This window comes from Pseudomonas sp. NEEL19, assembly GCF_028751975.1.
Lineage (GTDB): Bacteria > Pseudomonadota > Gammaproteobacteria > Pseudomonadales > Pseudomonadaceae > Aquipseudomonas > Aquipseudomonas juntendi.
This window is the reverse complement of record NZ_CP081491.1, coordinates 1,875,987-1,890,623: the sequence shown is the minus strand read 5'-3', so window position 1 is coordinate 1,890,623 and position 14,637 is coordinate 1,875,987. Positions and strand designations below refer to the sequence as shown.

The following is a 14,637-nucleotide window of genomic DNA, read 5'->3' as shown; positions in this document are numbered from 1 at the left end:
GGCTCAGACTGCCGCGCTCAACGCCTCGGCAAAACGCTGTGCAACGTCATCGATCTGCTCGCCGCTGATGATCAACGGCGGCAGGAAGCGCACCACCGCGCCACGCCGCCCACCCAGCTCCAGGATCAGCCCACGCCTGAGGCACTCGCGCTGCACCTTCGGCGCCAGGTCGCGGTTAGCCGGTGGGTGGCCCAGCGCATCGGGCTGGCCTTGCGGGTCGACCAGCTCCACACCCAGCATCAAGCCACGGCCACGGATATCACCCAACTGCGGGTAGTCCCGCTGCAGGCGCTGCAGGTGCCCACGCAACCGCAACCCCATGGCCTCGGCATGCTCGGCCAGGCGATGCTCGACCAGGTAATCGATTACCGCCGAACCCGCCGCCATGGCCATCTGGTTACCGCGGAAAGTGCCGGCGTGCGCCCCCGGTTTCCACGTGTCCAGCCAGTCGCGGTACACCACCACCGCCAACGGCAGGCTGCCACCAATGGCCTTGGACAGCGTGACCACGTCCGGCACGATGCCGGCATGCTCGAAGGCGAACATCCGCCCGGTACGGGCAAAGCCGCTCTGAATCTCATCGACGATCAAGGCCACACCCGCCTGCTCGGTGATCCGGCGCACGCCCTTGAGCCATTCGATATCGGCCGGGATCACCCCGCCCTCGCCCTGCACCACCTCCAGGATGACTGCTGCCGGCAGTGGCACCCCGCTTTCCGGATCGAGCAGCAGGTTTTGCAGGTAATGCAGGTTGGCCTTGACCCCAGCCTCACCGCCCAGGCCGAACGGGCAGCGGTAGTCGTACGGGTATGGCATGAACTGCACGCCGCTGCTCAACAAGGCACCCAGCGGTTGCTTGGGACCATGGCTGCCCATCAGGCTCAGCGCCCCCTGACTCATGCCATGGTAGGCACCCTGGAAGGCCAACACGGTGCTGCGCCCGGTGGCGCTGCGCACCAGCTTGAGTGCCGCCTCCACGGCGTCGGTCCCGGTCGGGCCGCAGAACTGCACCTTGGCCTCGCGGCGCAGGGCCTCGGGCAGGATGCTGTACAGGTCCTGAACGAAGCGGTCCTTGACCGGTGTGGTCAGGTCGAGTGTGTGCAAGGGGATCTCATCGGCCAGCACACGCTGGATCGCCTCGATCACCACCGGGTGGTTATGGCCCAGCGCCAAGGTGCCGGCGCCCGCCAGGCAGTCGATGAACTGTCGGCCTTCGACGTCTTCGACGTGGATACCCCTGGCGCGCTTGAGCGCCAGCGGGATGCGCCGTGGGTAGCTGCGGGCGTTGGACTCCTGCTGTTGCTGGCGTTGCAGCAACGGTGAGTCGGTGAATTCGTACAGGACCTGCGGCACGCTGGCCGGCGGGACCTGGGCAAGGCTGGAAGCGGTGGACATGGGTAAATCCTCGCAAGCGAGCGAAAGTGCGGGTGTTCGTCGCTTGGAAAACGCTTGGGTGCTGGGAGGATTTAGCGGTTGTTACTGTATTTTATTCCCCTGTGCCGGCCCTTTCGCGGGCTTGCCCGCTCCCACAGGGTCAGGCCCTGTGCAGTACCTGTGGGAGCGGGCAAGCCCGCGAAAGGGCCGGCACAGGCAAGGAAAATCAACTGCTCGAACGCGCCGGCACTTGCAACCACACCCGCAAGCCATCGCTACTGCTGTCGAACCTGAGGCTACCGGCACACCGCTGCACGATCGCCTGCACGATCGCCAACCCCAGCCCGCAACCACCGCTCTGCCCGCTGCGCCAGAAACGCTCGGTAAGGTGTTCCAGATCCGCCTCGGCAATCCCCGGCCCATGGTCCCGCACCATGAAGCCCACCTGCCCGTCAGCCATCTGCACCTCCAACTCCACTGCCTGTTCGCCGCCATGGCGCAGGGCGTTGTCCAGCAGATTGCGCAGCGCGGCCACTGCCAGCGGCGCCGGCATGCCCAGGTAGATCTGCGTGGCTTCTTCAGGCAATCGCAGCACAATGCGCCGGTTGTCACCCCCGCCCGCGTCCTGTACGGCCTGGCGGGCCACCTGCTCGGCGCTGCACTGCACGCCATCTTCGAACGAAAGGCTGCCCTCCACCCGTGCCAGCATCAGCAACTGCTCAAGGGTACGGTGCATGCGGTCGGCGCCCTGCTCGGCATGCTCCAGTGCCTGCTCGCGCACGGCGCCATCGGTCATGCGCGCCACCTGCAGGTGGGTCTTGATTGCGGTCAACGGGCTGCGCAACTCGTGCGCGGCATCGTCGGTCAGGCGCCGCTCGCGTTCGATGGTCTGGGCAATGCGCAGGAACAACTGGTTCTGGGTGTCCAGCAACGGTTGCAACTCGCTGGGCAGGCCCGCCACCTGCAACGGCTCGACGCTGTCGGCACGCCTGCGGCGCAAGGCATCGCGCATGCGGTTGAGCGGTTCCAGGCCCTTGCCCAGGCCGATCCACAACAACCCCAGGCTACCGAGCAGGGCCATCAGCACCGGCGCCGAAGCCGCCAGCAGGATCGACTGGTTCAGCGCTTCACGCTCCATATGCCGGTCGGCGGTGGTGATGCGCACATCCCCATGGTTGTAGGTGAAGGTGCGCCACGAAGCGCCGTCGATGGTCTGGTCGCGGAAGCCGCTGCGCTCGTCATCCATGGTCCCGTCGTGCTTGTGGTTGCTGGCGAGGATTTCGCCGCGCAGCGAGCTGACCTGGCAAGCCATGCCGTCCGGCACGCTGAACTGGTCGGCCGAGAAATGCGCCTCGCCGCCCTTGGCCGTCAATGGTTGCGGCAACTGGTCGATCAGCCCGGCGACCATGCGCGCCGAGGCGACCAGCCGTTGGTCGAGGGAAAACATCATCTGCTGGCGCAGGTCGCGCAGCATCCATGCCGCAGCCAGCACCCAGATGATGATGAAGGCACTGCCCAGGATCAGGCTCAAGCGTACCCGCAGGCTCATGGTGCAGCCTCTTCCGGTGCCTGCGCCGGGCCCAGGCGGTAGCCCAGGCCGCGCACGGTCTCGACGATACCGTTGCCGAGCTTGCGCCGCAGGTGGTGGATATGCACGTTCAGGGCGTTGCTTTCCACTTCGTCACTGAAGCCATACACGCAGTCCTTCAACTGCTCGCTGGACAACACGCGCCCGGGGTTTTGCAACAGGGCCTGCAACAGCGCCTGTTCACGGCGGGAAAGGTCGACCTGCTGGCCGGCCAGGGTCGCCTCGCAACTGCTGGGATCATAACGCAGCGGGCCGTGCTCGATCACATTGACCGCCCGCCCGGCCACCCGCCGCAGCAGGGTGTGCAGGCGTGCAGCCAGCTCGCGCAGGTCGAAGGGTTTGAGCAGGTAATCGTCGGCACCGGCCTGCAGGCCATCGACGCGATCGGTGACGGCGTCGCGCGCGGTAAGCACCAGCACCGGCAAGGTCTCGCCTTTTTCGCGCAGGCGGCGCAGCAGCTTGAGGCCGTCTTCGTCGGGCAGGCCCAGGTCGAGGACCATCACGTCGAACTGCGCCGCCTGCAGCATGGCCCGCGCAGCGGCGGCGTTGCCCACCCGGTCGACGGTCAGGCCCTGGGCGGTAAGGCCGGCGCAGATGCCGGCGGCGATCAAGTCGTCGTCCTCGCAGAGCAGAACGTGCATGGTGTGGGCTCCCGCATTGGTGTGGCTGGCATTGCACTATGAAGGGATTAAGGGGGGATTATGAACCCTCTGCAGGTGGGCTGGGCGAGCTCAGCGCCTCTGGCCTGTCGACATCCTGCAGCACACCGACGTCCTGCACGTGCACCCTGACGCAACTTTCTGGATGAGCCTTCACTACCGACCGCGCCCCTTCATCACCCTGCAACCGGGCAAGCGCCGGCCAGAAATCACGGCCGAACAACACCGGATGGCCCTGCCGCCCGGCATGCCAAGGCAGGACTATCGTTGACGCACCGGCCTGGCGTGCAAGCAAGCCAAGCGTGGCGGGCGCCACCCAGGGCATGTCGCCCAACACCACCGCTACCGCCCGCGCCTCGCAATCTGCCAGCGAGGCGGCGCCGGCTGCCAGGCTATGGCCCATGCCCTGTGCGCAATCGACACTGGAAATGACCCGGCACGCCGATGGCAAACCCAGCGCCTCTGCCCGTTCGCCGTCGCGCAACACCACCCGCACCTCATCGAACACCGCGCAGGCACGTTCGACACTGTGCACCAGCAGGCTGCGACCGTCCGCCATCAGCGCCCGGCGCTTGTCGCCGCCGAAGCGCACGCTGCTGCCAGCCGCCAACACCAACGCCACCACACTCACAGCGCCGCCCGCCCAATGCCGTTGCGCAGGCGCAAGATATCGGCCAGTACCGCCAGGGCGATTTCGGCCGGTGTCTTGCTACCCAGGTTGAGACCGATCGGCGCGTGGATACGCGCCAACTGGTCGCCACTCAGGCCGCCGATGCGCTGCAAGCGCTCGCGACGCTTGTCAGAGGTGGCCTTCGAGCCCATCACGCCGATGTAGAACGCTTCGGTACGCACCGCTTCAAGCATGGCCAGGTCATCGATTTTCGGATCATGGGTCAATGCAACCACCGCCGTGTCGGCATGGCAACCGCCATTGGCGATAAATTCCGACGGCAGCTCGCGGCGTAGCTCGATGCCGTCCAGGTGCACGCCGTCGAGCACTTCATCACGTGGCTCGCAGAGAATCACTTCGAAGCCCAGGCCTTTGCCGAACTCGGCGCAACAGTGCGCCACGCTGGAATAGCCCGCCAGCAGCAGGCGCTGGGCGGCGCCGACGCGCAGGCGTACATGGGTGGGCTCACGCTGCACCCGCGGCCCCTGGCTGGTGTCAGGCACCAGCTGGCGGTTGCCGTCGGGCAGGCGCACTTCGCGCAACAACCGGCGCTGCCCCAGCAATGCACTTTGCAACTCGCGCAGGTGAGCCTGCACGTCGCACTCGGCCGCCAGGTTTTCCACCAGCACTTCCAGCACCCCGCCGCACGGCAGGCGAATGCCCGAACGGGGGTCACTGCCATCGCCGTAACGCACGAGGGTGACCGGCTCGGCGAACTCGCCCAAGGCCACACGGTGCAGGAAGTCGTCCTCTACGCAGCCGCCAGACAACGAACCCAGCCACTGGCCGCTGGCGTTGACCGCCAGCAGCGACCCCGGTGCACGCGGCGCCGAACCGTAGGTGGCGAGTACCGTGCACAACCACACCTGCTGACCGCTGCACGACCACTGCAAGGCCTGGCGAATCACCTGAAGATCGAGATGCTGCACCGGTTACTCCGCCTGCAGCTCGGCGAGCTGCTGTACCTTCAGGTCACCGGGCAATCCACCCCAGGCCTGGCGCAGGTAGTTGACCATGTCCGTCACCTGCTGGTCATCCAGCTTACCGGCGAAGCCAGGCATCGGCTGCATGCGCTCGAAGCCGGTGAACTGTTGTTCGCGGATGCCTTCGAGGATGACCTTGACCAGGTTGCGCGAGTCGGCCTGGCGCAGCACGGTATTGCCCTGCATGGCCACGGCGACGTGTGGCTTGCCCTCGCCGTCGACCCCATGGCAGCCGGCGCAAACGTTCAGGTACTGCTGGTGGCCGCGCTGGGCACTGTCGCTCATCTGCGCCAGGGCAACCGGCTGGATGACCTTGGCCGCGGGTGGCTGGTCGCCCAGCAGGTAGGTGGCCATGGCCGCCAGGTCGGCGTCCTCCAGGTGCTGGGTGCTGTGGTGCACCACCGGGAACATCTCGTTGAACATGCTGCCCTGGGCGCTGATGCCGTGCTTGAGGAAGGTGGTCAAGTCTGGCTGGGTCCAGCCCCGCTCAGCCAGGTCCTGCGCCAGCAGGCTGGGCGCCAGGTAACCCGCCAGCAGGCCGCCGCTCAGGCGCTGGTCTTGCTGCAGTGCGCCGATCGCATTGCGTGGGGTATGGCACTCGCCACAGTGGCCCATGACTTCGACCAGGTACTGGCCACGCTGCCAGGCCGGGCTTTTGCCCTCGGTTGGCTGCAGCTGCACGCTCTTGCCATACAACAGGTTCCAGCCGCTCAGGCCCATGCGCACGTTGAACGGGAAGCGCAGCGCCGTCTGCGGGGCCGGGCGGTTGATCGGCGGTACGGTTTTCAGGTAGGCAAGAATCGCGTCCGAGTCTTCGCGCTTGATCAGGTGGTACGAGGTGTAAGGCATCGCGGGATAAAGGTTGGCACCATCCTTGCGCTTGCCCTGCGTGACTGCTGCGAAGAACTCGTCGGCGCTGTAGTTGCCGATGCCGTACTGCTTGTCCGGGGTGATGTTGCTGCCGTAGATGGTGCCGAACGGCGAATGGATCGGCAGGCCGCCGGCATACGGTGCGCCGCCTTCGGCGGTGTGGCAGGCCATGCAGTCGGCGGCGCGGGCCAGGTATTCACCGCGCTTGACCTGTGCTTCATCGGCAGCCAGGGCCGCCGAACTGACGGCAACACCCAACGCCAGCGCCAATGCGCTACGTACGAAGCCCATGTTCAACCCTCCTTGACCAGGCCGAGGTCGTTGAGCACCTGGCGGGTGGCGTCGTAGTAACGCACGTAGCCTGTGCACCGGCAGATGTGGTGCCCGAGGCTGGCCTCGATGCGGTCTTGCACTTCGCTCTTGTTCAGCGGCTGGCGCTGGGCGGTTTCCACCAGCACGGTAGCGGCGTTGACGAAGCCTGGCGCGCAGTAACTGCACTGGAAGGCGAACAGGTCGACGAACTTCTGCTGGATCGGGTTCAGCGTCAGGTTGCCGGCCTCGTCCTTGCTGGCATGGCCTTCGATGGTGCGCACTTTCTTGCCTGCAAAGTAGTGGGCACCGGTGATGCAGGTGCGCACTTCTTCGCAGGTGCCGTCCGGGTTGTCCACGATCACCACGCAGGCGTGGCAGATGCCCTGGCCGCAGCCCAGGCGCGAACCGGTGAGGTTCTGGTATTCGTGCAGGTAGTCGAGCATCGCCAGGTCGTCGGGGATCTCGACCGGGCCGACCGGTTGACCGTTGAGGGTCAGTTGCAGTGGGCGGTTAGCCATTGAGGGCCTCCTTGATACGGGCTGGGGTAATGGGCAGATCGCGCACGCGCTTGCCAATGGCATGCGCGACGGCATTGCCGATGGCACCGACGACCGGGATCATCACCACTTCGGCAATGCCCTTGGACGGGTCGGTGGGTGACAGCGGCGGCAGAATTTCGCTGGTCTGCTGCCACACCGCCACATCGCGCGCATGCGGCAGGCGGTAGCGGTTGAAGTTCCAGTCGCCCTCCCCGGGCCCGCCCTCGTACATTGGCATTTCTTCGGTCAGGGCGTGCCCGATACCCATGGCGATGCCACCTTCGAGCTGGCCTTTGACCAGCTCCGGCACCAGCGCCCGGCCGCACTCGACCCAGCTGTGGTGGTTGAGCACTTGCACTTCGTGGGTGCCCTTGTTGACCTTGACTTCGACAATGGTCGCCACCGGGCTGTAGTAGGTGACCATGGCGTTGTTCAGCTGGGTATCGGGGTACGCCGCGTTCTGCCGGTCGAGCAGGTGATAACCGTGGCTGCTCATCTGCGCTTTCTTGGCGTTGACCGCGCCGTCGCCGTATTTCACGGCCACGGCGTCGAGCGGGAAGCGCTCGCGCACACCGTCGATGACGAAGTCGGCTTCGGCCCAGCTCCAGCGGTTGAAGCCGTGGACGCTCACACCGGTGACCAGGCCCATGTCATGGGCCTTTTGCGCCAGCTGGGCGAACGGGATCGGTGCCAGGCCGTTGCCGGTCAGCTCACCGTTGACCCACACAGCGTTCTCGCGGCGCACCACCAGCGGGTTGGCCTGCCCGCCGTAAGGCCCCTGGCGCCAGATGGCCATGGCCGCCGGCCACAGGCCGTGGTTGAACAGTACCCGTGCAGCTTCGCGGGTAGCGTGGCTGAAATAGAACGCCGAGTTGGTCGCCGACGATGGCGACGCCAGCTTGCCCACCCAGCGCGGATTACGCAGGGCAGCGTCCTGTTCGGGCTGGCTGATCAGGTACGGGTTGCCGCTGGTGGTCAGCTGCAGCTCTGGCCACTCGGTAACGGCAGTGCGCACCTCATCGGCCGAACGGCCAAGGAAGTCGCTGACCACCAGGGCCTGCGAAGTGGACATGCCAGTGCCCAGTTCGGTACCGATGTGCCGCAGGCTGATGCGCCCGTCGCGGCTGAACTCGACGCTGGCCATCGGCGCTTCCGCGCCAGTTCCGAAGTCTTTCTGGCAGATGGCGAAACCCACGCCGTACCAGTGATCCTGGTCCTTGGCATCGATCTGCTGCTTGCGTGCGTCACGGTTGCGCCACCAGTCGTGCACGGCGGCCTTGTCGAGAATTTCGTACAGGCGCAGGGCGCCGGCCGGCACCGCGCCCTGGGTGTTCTTCATGCCCGACTTCAGCGCGTTGGCACGGCGCAGGTCGATGGCATCCACGCCCAGGCCGCCGGCGATTTCATCGACCATCATTTCAGTCGCCGCCATGCTCTGCAGGGTGCCATAGCCGCGCATGGAGCCCGCCTCCACGCCACGCGAGTAATAGGCAGTCACCGACAGGTCGTTCTGCGGCATGTAATAGATCGACTGCGCTGCGGTCGCACCCACTGCGGCCACCGACGGGCTGTAGTTGATGCGCCCGCCACCGTCGCAGCTCATGTCGGCGCGGAAAATCTTGAAGCTGTTGTCTTTCTTGTCCACTGCCAGTTGGTAGCGGATATCGAAGGCATGGCGCTTGATGCCGCTCTGGAACTGCTCGTAGCGGTCATTGGCCAGGCGGACCGGTACCCCGTCGCCGTACAACGCAGCCACGGCAGCGTAGAAAACGAAGATGTTGTTGTCCTTGGAGCCGTAGCCCACGGTGTAGCCGGGGTGCATGTTCAGGGTGTTCAGGGCAAACCGCGACGGCTTGATCATGTGCACGCATTCCTGCGCCACTTCGAACGGGCACTGGGTGGCCACCACGAAGTGCAGCGTGCCGCTGGCCCGGTCGTACCAGCCATTGCCGTTGTCCGGCTCCAGCGCGGCAGGTTCGATGGACGGCGTCTTGTAGCGCTCGTCGAACACCAGCCAGTCCTCGGGCGGGTTGTCCAGCTGTTCGGCCATACGGTTGGCGTAGAACAGCCCCTGCTCGGTCAGGTCACCATGCTGGTTGGGCTGTTTCGACCACACCGGCTTGCGGTTGAGGATGGTGGGGAACAGCATGGAATTCTTCAGGCTGGAGAACTCATCGTCGTCGAACGGCGTGGCGCCGCCCACCCGCACGAAGCGGAAGCTGCCATAGGGGTCACGCTGGTACAGCGGCGCCTGGGCGCCGTAGCGGATCGCCTGGTCGTTGAACTGCAGCTTACGCTTGGCCTGGCGGAAACGCTCGAAATCGTGCCAGATCAGGATTGCCACGGGGTGGCCGATGAACATCGGTACTTTGCCAGGCGGCAGCAGCGGGTCGGGCGAGTGTGCTTCGGGCCAGGCGATGCTGTCCTGTTCCAGGTCGGCGGCGGTGACGACACGGTCTGGTTGCAGGTCTGCCCCCAGCAGGCTCAGGTCATGCCCGGCATAGATGCGGTCAGCCTTGGTGGCCTTGAGCAGCAAGGCATGGCCCTGTTGCACCGGCCAGCCCGGCATGTCCTTGGCACGGATGTCGCGGGCGAACACCTTGTCGCCGCAGACCTTGGACAACGCATCGTTACGGAAACGCGCCTTGCCGTCGTGGTTCATCCACTTCTGCGGCGAAGCGGTGACGCGTTCCTCCATCAGCGCGGCGAACGCCTGGCTGCCAAGTGGCGCCATGGTCACACCGACACCAGCGACCAGGCCGCCTTGCAGGAAGGCGCGCCTGGAAATATCACGGTTGGACATGCTTGATCCTCTGGGCAGTCGAGGGTCTGCCCTTTCTTCTGATTCTGGGCCTGGCTTGCAGAAAGCTGACCTGAACGTCAACTTTACAGCAATTTAGCGAGGACAGGCAAAGTCAAGCCGACAATATGTCGCGGTGTGTCGGGTTTTAAGCGGGGGGATCCTTGCTTGGGCTGATAGGTGTTCGTCTTTGGAGATTCGGCGCTTGGGAGATCGAGCGCCGCCCGCGCGGCGCTTCGCGGGTAAACCCGCTCCTACGCTTGTTTCGGGCCAGTATTGCCTGTGCCGGACGCGCGCGAGCGCCTTGTTTGTACGACGCGATATCGTGGTGGGCGCCAAGGCGTTCGCGCGCAAATCCCCCAGGCATAATTGGCCCGAAACAAATGTAGGAGCGGGTTTACCCGCGCAGCGCCGCGCGGGCGGCGCTCGATCTCACAGGCGCTGCAAATCCCCCGTCAAGCACCGAAAAACCCTCACACCCCCTTCAAAACCGCCGTTAACCTTCATTTAATCAACCCCAGCCAGCATGGCCCCATTCCCCGATCTGCCAAGGCGAAGACATGCGCGTTCTCCTGCTCTTCCTGACACTGCTACTGGCTGGCCCCCTGCAAGCCAACCCGTTCGACGTAAAACCCGATTTCCTGCCGGTCGAGCAGGCCTTCGTACTGACCCACGACCGCCAGGCCGACGGCCAGATGCGCCTCTACTTCCAGATCAAGCCGGGCTACTACCTGTATCAGAAGCGCCTCAAATTCGATGGCCTGCCGAGCGATCAACAGCCGCAATTGCCGCCGGCACTCAACCACCACGACGAGTTCTTCGGCGACAGCGCGGTGTACCGTGACCAGCTTGAACTGCTGCTGCCGGCCAACGCCCAGGGCCAGTTGCGCCTGGGCTGGCAGGGCTGCGCCGACGCCGGCCTGTGCTACCCGCCACAAACCACCACCATCGACCTGGGCGGCAGCGTAGCGCCGGCCGCCGAACAAGCCAGCGACCAGGCCCTGGCCAGCGGCCTGCAACAGGGGCACCTGGCCTGGAGCCTGCTGGCCTTCTTCGGCCTGGGCCTGTTGCTGGCCTTTACCCCCTGCTCGCTGCCGATGCTGCCGATTCTCGCCGGGCTGGTGTTGGGCAACGGTGCCAGCGCCCGCCGCGGTTGGCTGCTGGCCGGGGTCTACGTACTGAGCATGGCCCTGGTCTATGCCGCCCTGGGCGTGGTCGCCGCGCTGCTGGGCGCCAGCCTGCAAGCCTGGCTGCAACAACCCTGGCTGCTGGGCAGCCTGGCGGGGCTGTTCATCATCCTTGCCCTGCCGATGTTCGGCGCCTTCGAACTGCAGTTGCCCGCCGCCCTGCGCGATCGTCTCGACCGGGCCGGGCGAGGCACCCGCGGCGGCAACCTGTATGGTGCGGCCTTGCTGGGCGCGTTGTCCGGGTTGCTGCTGGGCCCCTGCATGACCGCGCCTCTGGCCGGGGCGCTGCTGTACATCGCGCAAAGCGGCGATGTGCTGCAAGGCGCGCTGGTGCTGTTTGCCCTTGGCCTGGGCATGGGCGTGCCGCTGCTGTTGCTGGTCACCCTGGGCAACCGCTACCTGCCACGCCCGGGCGCCTGGATGGACCGGGTAAAGGCGGTATTCGGCTTCGTGTTCCTGGCCATGGCGCTGTACACCGTGCGCAGCCTGCTGCCGGCCAGCCTGCTGCTGGCCCTCGCCGGAGCCTGGCTGGTCGCCCTGGCCTGGGCAGCCTGGCCGGCCCTGCAGCGGCTGCCGGCACTGCGCGCAGTGCCGCTGCTGGGGGCGCTGTGGGGGGGCTTGCTGTTGGTTGGCGCGGCAGCCGGCGGCGACGACCTCTGGCAACCCCTGCGCCCATTCGCCGGGGGGGCAGCCGCGCCAGCCACTGCTGCGCACGCCGAGGATAGCTTCGTCACCGTCAGCCGCCCAGAAGACCTGCAACGCGAACTCGATGCCGCCAAGTCTCGCGGGCAATGGGTCATGCTCGACTACTACGCCGACTGGTGCGTGTCGTGCAAAGTGATGGAAAAACAAGTGTTCAGCCGCAGCGACGTGCAGGCCGGGCTGGCCGGCGTGCACCTGCTGCGGCTGGACGTGACCGCCAACAGCCCCGCCAGCAAAGCGCTGCTACAACGCTACCAGGTACCGGGCCCGCCCAGCATCATCTGGATCGGCCCAGAAGGCGAAGAGCGCCGCGCGCGGCGCATCACCGGTGAAGTGGACGCCGCCGCGTTCCAGCAACACTGGGCCCAGACCAGGAGCCAAGGCTGATGCTCACCGTGACCCTGGGGCCGCTGACCATGGCCCTGAACCACCTGCTCATGCTCACCGCGCTGGTGATCGCCAGCGTGGTCGGCTGGTGGGTCGCACGGCGCGGCGGTGAAAGCCCGGAGTCGGCGCTGTTCAACCTGTTTCTGCTTGGTTTGCTCAGCGCGCGGGCGGGGTTCGTGCTGGCGTACTGGCCGATGTACCGGGACGATCCGCTGCAAATCATCGACATCCGTGATGGCGGCTTTCTGTTCTGGTCGGGCCTGGCGGGTATCGTGGGCGGTGCCCTGTGGCAGGGCTGGCGCCACCCAGGCCTGCGCCGCCCGCTGGGCTGGGCGCTGTTCAGCGGCGCGCTGTTCTGGGGCCTGGCCAGCTTTGGCGGGCACTTGTACAGCAAGGGCACCGAACTCCCCGAACTGAACCTGCGCAATGCCGGCGGCCAGCCCGTGGCGCTGCACAGCTACCGCGGTACACCGCTGGTGATCAACCTCTGGGCCACCTGGTGCCCACCCTGCCGGCGCGAAATGCCGGTGCTGCAGCAGGCGCAGAGCGAATACCCGAACGTGACCTTCCTGTTCGTCAACCAGGGCGAGACCCCGGAAAACGTCAGCACCTTCCTCGCCACCACCGGCCTGAGCCTGACCCACGTGCTGTTCGACGGCACCGGCCTGCTGGCCCAACGCGTCGGTTCGATGGCCCTGCCCACCACGCTGTTCTATGACGCCCAGGGGCGGCTGGTCGGTAGCCACCTGGGCGAGTTGTCCCGGGCCAGCCTGCGCCATGCCCTGGAACCTTTCGAGCGGGCCGCAGCGCCCGCCCCTGCCGCACAAGGAAACTGAAATGCGATTGACTGCACTGCTGCCCCTGTCCCTGGCCCTGCTGGCCGCCCCCGCCTTGCAGGCCGAAGAGCTGCCCAAGGCGGTTCAGCAACTGCAAGCCAAGGGTGCCGTGATCAAAGGCAGCTTCGACGCCCCCAACGGCCTGCGCGGTTACGCCGCCGAGTACCAGAACAACGCCCTGGCCCTGTACCTGACGCCCGACGGCAAGCACGTACTGGTCGGCAACCTGTTCGACGAGCAGGGCAAGGACCTGAGCGCAGAGCCGCTGGAAAAGCTGGTGTATGCGCCGATGAGCAAGGAAATCTGGGCGAAGATGGAAAAAACCGCCTGGATCGCCGATGGCAGGGACGATGCACCGCGCAAGGTGTACCTGTTCAGCGACCCCAACTGCCCGTACTGCAACATGTTCTGGGAACAGGCACGGCCTTGGGTCGAGTCGGGCAAGGTGCAGTTGCGCCACATCATGGTCGGCATCATCCGCGAAGACAGCCCAGGCAAGTCGGCCGCCCTGCTGGCGGCACAAGACCCGGCCAAGGCTTTGCACGCGCATGAGAAGGCCGGCAAGGCCAGCACCCTGACAGCGCTGAAGCAGGTGCCGCCGGCGGTTCAGCAAAAGTTGGCGGCAAACATGGCGTTGATGGAAGAGATGGGGTTGCAGGCCACCCCAGCGATTTTCTATCAGGATGACCAGGGTCAGCTGCAGAGCCAGCAAGGCGCACCACGGCCGGAGATGCTTGGGAAGATTCTTGGCAAGCGCTGAGATATTGGTTGCCAGTACTGGCCCGTTCGCGGGTGAACCCGCTCCTACAGGTACTGCATAAGCCTTGAGAGCGGCGCGATATCTGTGGGAGCGGGCGTGCCCGCGAAACAGGCGACGCGATAGATGGCACCGGCTTTGCCGGTGTTCGCGGCGGTTCGACGCCTCGACAAGCCCGCTTCCACAGGCCGCGTCGCTGGTATCGTCTCACCACACCGAAGAAATCGTAACGAACTGCCACCGGTTCTACATGCTTGCACACCAGCGCATCGAGCCGTTCGGGAATGGTGAAGCGTTTCTGACCCGCTACAGCGCAAAGTCCTATGATGAAGCTTTCATCAACGCTGCGATGTAAATGCAGTCATCTTGTTTGCATGGCCTGCCCCCGCCGCCAGACATCGGCGGCAGGGGCATAGCCTGCGGTTTACAACCCCTCCAGCTCCGCCATCAGGTCACTTAGCCGATCAACCTTGTCGTCATCCAGTGCACTGCCCTGCAGCCCCTGCACATACTCCGCCACGGTGCTGCACTCGAACATCGCCCTCAGCGGCACGTTCAACTGCAACTGCTTCTGCACCCGCGAGGCTATCTGCGTGGCCAGCAACGAGTGCCCGCCCAGCTCGAAGAAGTTGTCGTGCACCCCGACCCGCTCAGCCTTGAGCACCTCGGCCCAGATACCCGCCAGTAGGTCTTCCAGCTCATTGCGCGGTGCCTGGTAGGCCTGGCCGCCGATGGTGATCGCCGGCAGGGCCATCCGCAAGTAACTAGGTCGTGTATTTCGGAAATAATAATTAAATTTTACATTTTGAAACACTGAATTTTGCGTCTCAAGTAATAAACGCCATTCATCCCAAACAGAACATCCCCAACTCAAACACATATCATTCCTACTAGAGATACGGGCTAGCCCTGCATCACAATAGGAAATTTCTCACACTTGCAATCAGTCCTTGGTTTTTCGTCAGAAATACAG

General features: G+C 65.3%; 11 protein-coding genes and 1 pseudogene. 3 read left to right on the top strand and 9 right to left on the bottom strand.

Features of this window, described 5'->3' with window-relative positions; all coding sequences use genetic code 11:
* Positions 1–3: 3 nt before the first annotated feature.
* The 8 genes from K4A76_RS08605 to K4A76_RS08570 all read right to left on the bottom strand — a co-directional run bounded on the left by K4A76_RS08605 (position 4) and on the right by K4A76_RS08570 (position 9,798).
* Positions 4–1,395: an aspartate aminotransferase family protein gene (locus K4A76_RS08605; RefSeq protein ID WP_274411943.1), complete on the bottom strand. Its 1,392-nt coding sequence runs from the start codon at positions 1,393–1,395 to the stop codon at positions 4–6.
* A gap of 205 nt (positions 1,396–1,600) precedes the next feature.
* Positions 1,601–2,923 (bottom strand): ATP-binding protein, encoded by a 1,323-nt coding sequence (locus K4A76_RS08600; RefSeq protein WP_009684794.1) that lies wholly within the window; start codon positions 2,921–2,923, stop codon positions 1,601–1,603.
* Entirely contained in the window at positions 2,920–3,603 is a 684-nt protein-coding gene (locus K4A76_RS08595) for a response regulator (protein ID WP_009684795.1), read from the bottom strand. Before K4A76_RS08595 ends, K4A76_RS08600 begins: the two co-directional genes overlap by 4 nt.
* A 58-nt stretch (positions 3,604–3,661) precedes the next feature.
* Positions 3,662–4,252 carry a nucleotidyltransferase family protein gene (locus tag K4A76_RS08590; protein ID WP_274411942.1) on the bottom strand — a complete coding sequence of 197 codons (591 nt, stop codon included), beginning with the start codon at positions 4,250–4,252 and terminating at the stop codon, positions 3,662–3,664.
* Entirely contained in the window at positions 4,249–5,220 is a 972-nt protein-coding gene (locus K4A76_RS08585) for an XdhC family protein (protein ID WP_274411941.1), read from the bottom strand. The genes K4A76_RS08590 and K4A76_RS08585 overlap by 4 nt, the downstream gene beginning before the upstream one ends.
* Before the next feature lie 3 nt (positions 5,221–5,223).
* Positions 5,224–6,435, bottom strand: coding sequence for a cytochrome c (locus tag K4A76_RS08580; RefSeq protein WP_197885776.1), 1,212 nt, complete (start codon positions 6,433–6,435; stop codon positions 5,224–5,226).
* Positions 6,436–6,437: 2 nt separating this feature from the next.
* A complete protein-coding gene (locus K4A76_RS08575; protein ID WP_274411940.1) occupies positions 6,438–6,974 on the bottom strand; it encodes a (2Fe-2S)-binding protein in 537 nt (178 codons plus the stop codon).
* Complete coding sequence (locus tag K4A76_RS08570) at positions 6,967–9,798, bottom strand: xanthine dehydrogenase family protein molybdopterin-binding subunit (protein WP_274411939.1); 2,832 nt, start codon at positions 9,796–9,798, stop codon at positions 6,967–6,969. The genes K4A76_RS08575 and K4A76_RS08570 overlap by 8 nt, the downstream gene beginning before the upstream one ends.
* Positions 9,799–10,355: 557 nt before the next feature.
* Between K4A76_RS08570 and dsbD the strand changes: the two genes are divergently transcribed.
* From dsbD to dsbG, 3 genes are read left to right on the top strand one after another with little or no spacing between them, the layout of a single operon-like run.
* Positions 10,356–12,071, top strand: a complete 1,716-nt coding sequence (gene dsbD / locus K4A76_RS08565; RefSeq protein ID WP_274411938.1) for a protein-disulfide reductase DsbD — start codon at positions 10,356–10,358, stop codon at positions 12,069–12,071.
* The gene (locus K4A76_RS08560) at positions 12,071–12,907 is read left to right on the top strand and encodes a TlpA disulfide reductase family protein (protein ID WP_009684802.1); all 837 of its coding nucleotides are present in this window, start codon (positions 12,071–12,073) and stop codon (positions 12,905–12,907) included. Before dsbD ends, K4A76_RS08560 begins: the two co-directional genes overlap by 1 nt.
* 1 nt (position 12,908) lies before the next feature.
* On the top strand, positions 12,909–13,667 hold the full coding sequence (gene dsbG, locus K4A76_RS08555; protein WP_009684803.1) for a thiol:disulfide interchange protein DsbG: 759 nt from the start codon (positions 12,909–12,911) through the stop codon (positions 13,665–13,667).
* Positions 13,668–14,088: 421 nt separating this feature from the next.
* On the opposite strand, the pseudogene K4A76_RS08550 reads toward dsbG, so the two are convergent.
* Positions 14,089–14,421 (bottom strand): annotated as a pseudogene (locus tag K4A76_RS08550) (phosphopantetheine-binding protein); the annotation flags it as partial.
* Positions 14,422–14,637: the final 216 nt, after the last annotated feature.

Excerpts from the sequence above, each read along its gene's own strand:
- K4A76_RS08575 (WP_274411940.1), bottom strand. The coding sequence starts at position 6,974 with ATGGCTAACCGCCCACTGCAACTGACCCTCAACGGTCAACCGGTCGGC.
- dsbG (WP_009684803.1), top strand. The coding sequence starts at position 12,909 with ATGCGATTGACTGCACTGCTGCCCCTGTCCCTGGCCCTGCTGGCCGCC.
- K4A76_RS08570 (WP_274411939.1), bottom strand. The coding sequence starts at position 9,798 with ATGTCCAACCGTGATATTTCCAGGCGCGCCTTCCTGCAAGGCGGCCTG.
- K4A76_RS08595 (WP_009684795.1), bottom strand. The coding sequence starts at position 3,603 with ATGCACGTTCTGCTCTGCGAGGACGACGACTTGATCGCCGCCGGCATC.
- dsbD (WP_274411938.1), top strand. The coding sequence starts at position 10,356 with ATGCGCGTTCTCCTGCTCTTCCTGACACTGCTACTGGCTGGCCCCCTG.
- K4A76_RS08560 (WP_009684802.1), top strand. The coding sequence starts at position 12,071 with ATGCTCACCGTGACCCTGGGGCCGCTGACCATGGCCCTGAACCACCTG.
- K4A76_RS08605 (WP_274411943.1), bottom strand. The coding sequence starts at position 1,395 with ATGTCCACCGCTTCCAGCCTTGCCCAGGTCCCGCCGGCCAGCGTGCCG.
- K4A76_RS08600 (WP_009684794.1), bottom strand. The coding sequence starts at position 2,923 with ATGAGCCTGCGGGTACGCTTGAGCCTGATCCTGGGCAGTGCCTTCATC.
- K4A76_RS08580 (WP_197885776.1), bottom strand. The coding sequence starts at position 6,435 with ATGGGCTTCGTACGTAGCGCATTGGCGCTGGCGTTGGGTGTTGCCGTC.